The sequence below is a fragment of the Pseudorhodoplanes sp. genome, assembly GCF_046289595.1.
Taxonomy (GTDB): Bacteria; Pseudomonadota; Alphaproteobacteria; order Rhizobiales; family Xanthobacteraceae; genus Pseudorhodoplanes.
Genome location: NZ_JBKBVB010000178.1, coordinates 1 through 5,806, shown reverse-complemented (window position 1 = coordinate 5,806; position 5,806 = coordinate 1). Strand labels below are relative to the sequence as shown.

The window sequence follows — 5,806 nt, the reverse complement described above, 5'->3', positions numbered from 1 at the left end:
GGATGGGATGGCCTATACGCTCTACACCGACGGCTCGATCGAGGCCGAACTGGCACAGGGCGTCGTCCGCTTCGGCTCGATCGAGGAACTGCGCAACCACCTCGAAAAGAACGGCTGATCCGCGCCGAGACAACGGCGGAACTTGCCGCCTTTGAGTCGCCGCGAAAAAGTTATCCCCCTGCGCCTGCCGCCATTGCATTCTATAGGTATTAAGTCCTATAGAGAGGCGTCATGAACGGGCAAACCAGCGAGCAAGCGAAGCGGCCTGCGGCATTGCGGCAGCCACCGAGGATGACGGCCAACGATCTGCGTGCGGCGCAGATCGTAACCGGCGGCGGCCCCGCACCGCGGGTGGTCGACTGCGAACAACGCTTGCTGACGGCGGTCGCCTTCGGCTTCGGCGTGGACCGGCGTCATCTGTGTGCGCCGACGCGCGGCCGCGCCGATATTGCGCTGGCCCGCCAGGCCGGGATGTATCTGGCGCGCGTTGCGCTCGGCCAGACCTTGTCGCGCGCGGGCCGCTTGTTCGGCCGCGACCGCACAACGGCCGCTCATGCCTGCCGTGTGGTCGAAGACCTACGCGACGATCCGCACTTCGACGCCTTGCTCCACGCCATGGAGAGTTTCGTGACGCCCCGCAACGACTGCGACGAGGCGCTGCAATGACGCCGCCTCGTTTCGCAAGCACGCGCCCGCAATCGGCTGTTGGCGTCGCGATCGATCGCTATCGCGAACAGCATCTGTCGCTGGTCGAGGCAGCCGGAACCGGGATCGGGGCTGGCGCACGATTCGACGAAGCGGAGAGTCCGCTGCTCTGGCTGGCGCGCCGCAAGGGCGCCGATGGCCGCCCGCTGATTGAGCCGCACCATCTTCTGGCCGGCGAACGGCTGCGGGCCGATTTCACCCACGCGCAGATGATGCCGCGGACCACCGCGAACTGGCAGGCTGCCGTCGCCAGCGGACGCCGCGATGGTCAGACATCCGGCCAGATGACCGAAGGCGCGGTCGCCGCGCGCCAGCGGCTGCGGCATGCGCTCGATGCCACGGGGCCGGAATTTTCAGGCCTGCTGATCGATGTGTGCTGCTTCCTCAAGAAGCTCGATACGGTCGAAAGCGAGCGGCGCTGGCCGGCGCGCTCGGCAAAGGTGGTGCTGCAATTGGCGCTGGAGCGGCTGGCACGCCACTACGGGTACCGTGCGGAACTTGCCGGAAAATCCCGTGCCGCGCTCCGCGCCTGGTCGGACGGCATATCGGCGTGCGGCACCGATCCGGAGGAATGATGAGGCCGCCGGCATGCGCGGACCGGCACGTCTGTCAAACTGTGGCAAGCGCCGCGTGCGCGTCAGACTTGATCCGGTCCACCATGGCGCGGAAGCCATTGGAGCGCTGCGGCGTCAGATGCTCGCGCAGGCCGAGCTTTTCGAACAGCGCATGGGCATCGGTGTCGAGGATTTCCCGCGCCGGCTTGCCCGAATAGAGCGCGAGCAGGATCGCGATCAGGCCCCGCACAATATGCGCGTCGCTGTCGCCGCCGAAAACAAGCACCGGTCCGGCGGACCCTTGGCGCCGGGTTTCGGTGGTCATCCAGACCTGGCTGGCGCAGCCGCGCACCTTGTTGGCCTCGATGCGCGCGTCATCGGGCAATTCCGGCAAGGTGCGGCCGAGCTCGATGAGATAGCGGTAGCGGTCGTCCCACTCGTCGAGGAGTTCGAAATTGTCGGAGATCTCGTCGATCGTCATCGTCCCGGCCTTGTTGTCCCGCGTCACATATAGGCGGGGGCGGAGATCGGGAAAAGCGCTGCAATCGTCTGCGGTGTCAGGCCGGCCGGCGCGGGTCGCGTGGCGGCAATGGCGCGCGCCATTCAGGTTCCAGATCGGAGGGCTTCAGGGTGTGCTGCGAAACCGGCGCCTTGTCGCTGGTATTGCGGGCCACCGATCCGGTCGAAGCCGGAGCCAGGCTGTCCTGCAAAAGATCGAACAGGAAGCGCGCGCCGGCCTGCGCCCGCTGGCCAAAAGCAATGGCGGCCTGGCCGCCGACATCGCAGGCCTGCGGCTGCCGGCCACAGAAGCCGCCGAGGTCGGCGACCGCGGCGCCTGCGGCGCTCACGGCATCGGCGGCGCCGATTTGCGGCGCCTGATCCTTGGAACGGTAATCGCCGCTCGGCAGCAGCACGAGCACGATACTGAGCCAGAATGCGACACGCAGGAGAAAGAACATGACCCCGACGCTCCCCGCGGCTCGAACGGCCGCTTGCACGCGCTTTCCCTAGCAAACGCGGCTGAAAAGCCGGTTTGGCTTTTGCGGCTCATTCGATGAGAATGCGCATCGATTTTGATTAGAATTTTACTCGATCGCACGCGGAGCCTGTGCGGGCGTGCGCAGCTGCAGCGTCCTTCCGCGCCCGGCAACGATTTCGACACCTTAACGGGCAACAAAGCGTTCACCATCCGGCGACATGGGTCGCGCGCGGCTTGCATTTTGGGCTTCCTCTGTTGCGTCCGTATCGCGCGGCTCCGTTCCCTTAGCGTTCGCTTAAGCCGCGTCTGACAGGATCGCCGGCCAATGGGGAGTGCGTCGGCTCACGTCAAGCTGGCGCAAGGTGTTGCCTTGAGTTTCGCTGAGCCGTTTCGCGATTATTTCAACAGCCTGGTGCACCCGTCGGTGCGGCAGGACCCGTTGACTGCGGCCAGGCACCGCGCCTTCATCGCGCCGCGTTTGCTTGGAGCGCTGCTCGCGCTCGCCGCCCTGCCGGTTTATCTGGTGGTGCGCGGCGTCCCGAGCGTGCTGGAAATCGCGGTATTCGCCTGGCTCATTGCCCCGATCCTGATTGCGTTTTTCCTGTCACGGACCGGCCGCTATGAGGCGGCGCATCTGTTGTCCGCCTTCGCGCTGACCGCGATCGTGTTTGCCGTGTCGTACCGGACCGGCGGCATTTCCTCCTTTGCCGCAATCTGGCTCGTTGTGGTGCCGCTCGAAGCGGCATTGTCGGCATCGCGCAGGTGCGTCCTCGTGGCGGCCGTATTCGCTCTGACCGCGGCGGGCATCCTGCTGGCGATGCAGGAAATCGGTGCGGTGCCGCCCTACAATCTTGCCGACCATGCCGGCCTCGCTGCGCTCGGCATCGTCTCGGCGGCGCTTTACGGAACCGCTCTTGCGCTCGGCGCGGAAGCCTTCGCCCGCGCCTCGCTTCAAATGCGCCATGCCGAGGAGGAACGCTATCGCCTGCTCGCGCGCAACATGACAGACGTCATCACCCGGCACGGGCGCAACGGCGCGGTGCTGTTCGTATCGCCGGCGGCGCAAAGCCTGCTGGGCGCGCGGCCGGACGAATTGATGGAAAGCGGCCTGTTCGATCGTGTCCATGTCGCGGACCGTCCGGCCTATTTGTCGGCGCTCGCAGATGCGGCGCACGGCGCTCCGCAATCGGTCGAGTTTCGCTTGCGCCGTTCGAAAGACGGCGTCGCTTCCGGCATGGAATTCGTTTGGGTGGAGATGCGGTGCCGTCCGCTCGACGATTGCGCCAATCAGGGGCCAGTTCCGGAAGTCGTGTCCGTGATCCGCGACATCTCGGATCGCAAGGAGCAGGAGCAGGCGCTCGAGGCCGCGCGAATCGAATCCGAACGCGCCCATGCCGCCAAGACGCGGTTCCTTGCGACCATGAGCCACGAATTGCGCACCCCCCTCAACGCCATCATCGGCTTTTCGGAAATGCTGTCGAACGAGGCGGAGATGCGCATCGACGCCGCGCGGCGGCGCGAATATGCGCGCCTCATCAACGATTCCGGCAACCATCTGCTTGCCGTGGTCAATGGCATTCTCGACATGTCGAAGATGGAGAACGGGGATTTCGAGATCACGCCCGAGCCGTTCGCCCCGGCAAGGGTGGTGAGCAATTGCTGCGATATTCTCGCGCTTCGCGCGCACGATGCCGGACTGGAACTCGTGATGCGCAATGCCGATAATCTTCCCGACATCGTCGCCGACAAGCGCGCCTTCAAGCAGATCATGCTCAATCTGCTTTCCAATGCGATCAAGTTCACCAATCGCGGGGGCTCGATTGTCATCGCCACGCGGGTCGAGGGCGAGCGGCTCGCGGTATCGGTCGAGGATACCGGCGTCGGCATCAGCGCGGCGGATCTGCCGCGGATCGGCAGCCCGTTCTTTCAGGCGCGCTCCACCTATGATCGCCGTCACGACGGGACCGGCCTTGGTCTGTCGATCGTGAAGGGATTGGTGGCGTTGCATGGCGGCGAGCTCGAGGTCAAAAGCGAGCTCGGAAAGGGGACGACGATCTGCATCTATCTGCCGCTGGATTGCGAGGCCGTTGCGCCGCGGCGGGGCAATCCGCTAATGCCCATCGAATTGCCGCGCAGGCAGCAGGACACGCCGGATCAAATGCCAAACGAGCTACGGGTCAGGAAGAGTGCGTAGGGTTTCGCAGCGAAAAGGAGCGGTCGCCGTCGACGACAACGAGGCTTCGCGCAATGCAGGCTGGCGCAAGGATGCGATTGCAGCGGCGGTCGCGGCAGCGGCGCTCGGCGCCATCGTCACCAATGCCGCGTTGCTGCAATCGGGCCCGCATCCGGCGCCGCTGTTTGCCGCAAAGCCTGCGCCGGCGCCCGCAGCGCCCGCAAAATTGCCGCGCGTCGTCGGGCAGGAAATCACCGGACCGGCTCCGCAGGCGGCGGTGAATGCCCGCACGCCTGTAGCGCAGGGCAGCGAACCCGTCCGTACCGATACGATCGCGCCCCCGATCACGGCAAAGCCCGAGGCTGCGCCGGCGCCGCGGCCCCGCAACGAAGTGATTGCCGATATTCAGCGCGAACTTTCGCGCCGCGGTTTCTATGACGGTGCGCCGGACGGCGTGTTCGGTCCGAAAACCAATGCGGCGATGCGCGACTTCGAACAGGCATCGGGCCTGCGGCCCGGGTCCGAGCCGAACGAGGTCTTCCTGCGGGCGGTGATGCGCTCGCAGGCGAAGGCTGCCGCTGCGCGTCCGGTGCCGCCGCAGCCGGTCCCGACGGATCCGATTGCCGAATTGATCGCGCCGTCCTCGAAGCGGATCTTTGCGGTGCAGCGTGCCCTGACCGACTACGGCTATGGACAGTTCCGGCCGAACGGGACCTTCGGTCCGGAGACCAAAGCTGCCATCGAGCAATTCGAGCGCGCGCGCAAGATGCCGGTCACCGGACAGATTTCGCCGCGGCTGATGCGCGAATTGGCGATTGTCACCGGCCGCGAGCTGGATTAGCTGCACGCATTGCGCCAGGGCGGTCCCTGCGGCGCGGGCGCTGCCACGGCACGGACGGACATGCGGCTGAAATCGGCGATCTGGGTTTCCGCCTATATCCGGCGCTGCATGGTCGAGGGCGCGTATGCGGTGGTGCGCCGTCGCGGCGCCGAGGAAGCTGGCGCCATCTTCGTCAAGATCGACCGGCTCGACGGCACCGCGGACCTTTATGGACCTGCGCCGCAAAGCAGTTTCGACGAGCCGCATCCCGGCGATCGCGCTTTCATGGCCTGCCTGAAAGCGCAGCCGCGGCCGAACGAGGAAGCGGAGAAATATCTCGCGCGGCAGATCGATTTCGATCCGGATATCTGGCTGGTCGAGGTCGAGGACCCGCAGGGCCGACATTTCCTCGATCGGGTTGTCGGATAGCCGTCAGCGCCGCGCGGATTCGCGGCGCAGCCGCGCCGGCGAAGCGATGGTTTCGGTGCGGCGCTCCTCGCCCGGCGCGCTCCGTCGCATATCGGCCGGTGTTTCGTCCCAGTGCACCCGACGATGCAGGACGCTGCGCGCCTCGA

7 protein-coding genes and 1 pseudogene are annotated in these 5,806 nt (G+C 66.0%); 6 read left to right on the top strand and 2 right to left on the bottom strand.

What is annotated here, in order from left to right; genetic code table 11:
- The 3 genes and pseudogenes from ACK41X_RS22220 to ACK41X_RS22210 form a co-directional block, all read left to right on the top strand.
- A pseudogene (locus ACK41X_RS22220) lies at positions 1-118 on the top strand (DUF308 domain-containing protein); the annotation flags it as partial.
- Between the two features lie 173 nt (positions 119-291).
- Positions 292-666, top strand: a complete 375-nt coding sequence (locus tag ACK41X_RS22215; protein WP_409728106.1) for a helix-turn-helix domain-containing protein — start codon at positions 292-294, stop codon at positions 664-666.
- Positions 663-1,280, top strand: a complete 618-nt coding sequence (locus ACK41X_RS22210; RefSeq protein ID WP_409728103.1) for a DUF6456 domain-containing protein — start codon at positions 663-665, stop codon at positions 1,278-1,280. Before ACK41X_RS22215 ends, ACK41X_RS22210 begins: the two co-directional genes overlap by 4 nt.
- 34 nt (positions 1,281-1,314) lie before the next feature.
- Here ACK41X_RS22210 and ACK41X_RS22205 read toward each other — a convergent pair whose 3' ends face one another.
- A complete protein-coding gene (locus ACK41X_RS22205; RefSeq protein ID WP_409728100.1) occupies positions 1,315-1,740 on the bottom strand; it encodes a SufE family protein in 426 nt (141 codons plus the stop codon).
- Between the two features lie 76 nt (positions 1,741-1,816).
- Positions 1,817-2,218 (bottom strand): DUF5330 domain-containing protein, encoded by a 402-nt coding sequence (locus ACK41X_RS22200; protein ID WP_409728097.1) that lies wholly within the window; start codon positions 2,216-2,218, stop codon positions 1,817-1,819.
- 345 nt (positions 2,219-2,563) lie between these two features.
- Between ACK41X_RS22200 and ACK41X_RS22195 the strand changes: the two genes are divergently transcribed.
- The 3 genes from ACK41X_RS22195 to ACK41X_RS22185 are packed head-to-tail and all read left to right on the top strand — an operon-like array spanning position 2,564 to position 5,660.
- Positions 2,564-4,432 (top strand): ATP-binding protein, encoded by a 1,869-nt coding sequence (locus ACK41X_RS22195; protein WP_409728094.1) that lies wholly within the window; start codon positions 2,564-2,566, stop codon positions 4,430-4,432.
- Positions 4,425-5,252 carry a peptidoglycan-binding domain-containing protein gene (locus ACK41X_RS22190; protein WP_409728091.1) on the top strand — a complete coding sequence of 276 codons (828 nt, stop codon included), beginning with the start codon at positions 4,425-4,427 and terminating at the stop codon, positions 5,250-5,252. Before ACK41X_RS22195 ends, ACK41X_RS22190 begins: the two co-directional genes overlap by 8 nt.
- 60 nt (positions 5,253-5,312) lie before the next feature.
- Positions 5,313-5,660, top strand: a complete 348-nt coding sequence (locus ACK41X_RS22185) for a DUF1491 family protein (protein ID WP_409728088.1) — start codon at positions 5,313-5,315, stop codon at positions 5,658-5,660.
- Positions 5,661-5,806: the final 146 nt, after the last annotated feature.

What these genes read in the sequence shown, in the direction of transcription:
- ACK41X_RS22210 (WP_409728103.1), top strand. Translation starts at nt 663, where the DNA reads ATGACGCCGCCTCGTTTCGCAAGCACGCGCCCGCAATCGGCTGTTGGC.
- ACK41X_RS22200 (WP_409728097.1), bottom strand. Translation starts at nt 2,218, where the DNA reads ATGTTCTTTCTCCTGCGTGTCGCATTCTGGCTCAGTATCGTGCTCGTG.
- ACK41X_RS22185 (WP_409728088.1), top strand. Translation starts at nt 5,313, where the DNA reads ATGCGGCTGAAATCGGCGATCTGGGTTTCCGCCTATATCCGGCGCTGC.
- ACK41X_RS22205 (WP_409728100.1), bottom strand. Translation starts at nt 1,740, where the DNA reads ATGACGATCGACGAGATCTCCGACAATTTCGAACTCCTCGACGAGTGG.
- ACK41X_RS22195 (WP_409728094.1), top strand. Translation starts at nt 2,564, where the DNA reads ATGGGGAGTGCGTCGGCTCACGTCAAGCTGGCGCAAGGTGTTGCCTTG.
- ACK41X_RS22215 (WP_409728106.1), top strand. Translation starts at nt 292, where the DNA reads ATGACGGCCAACGATCTGCGTGCGGCGCAGATCGTAACCGGCGGCGGC.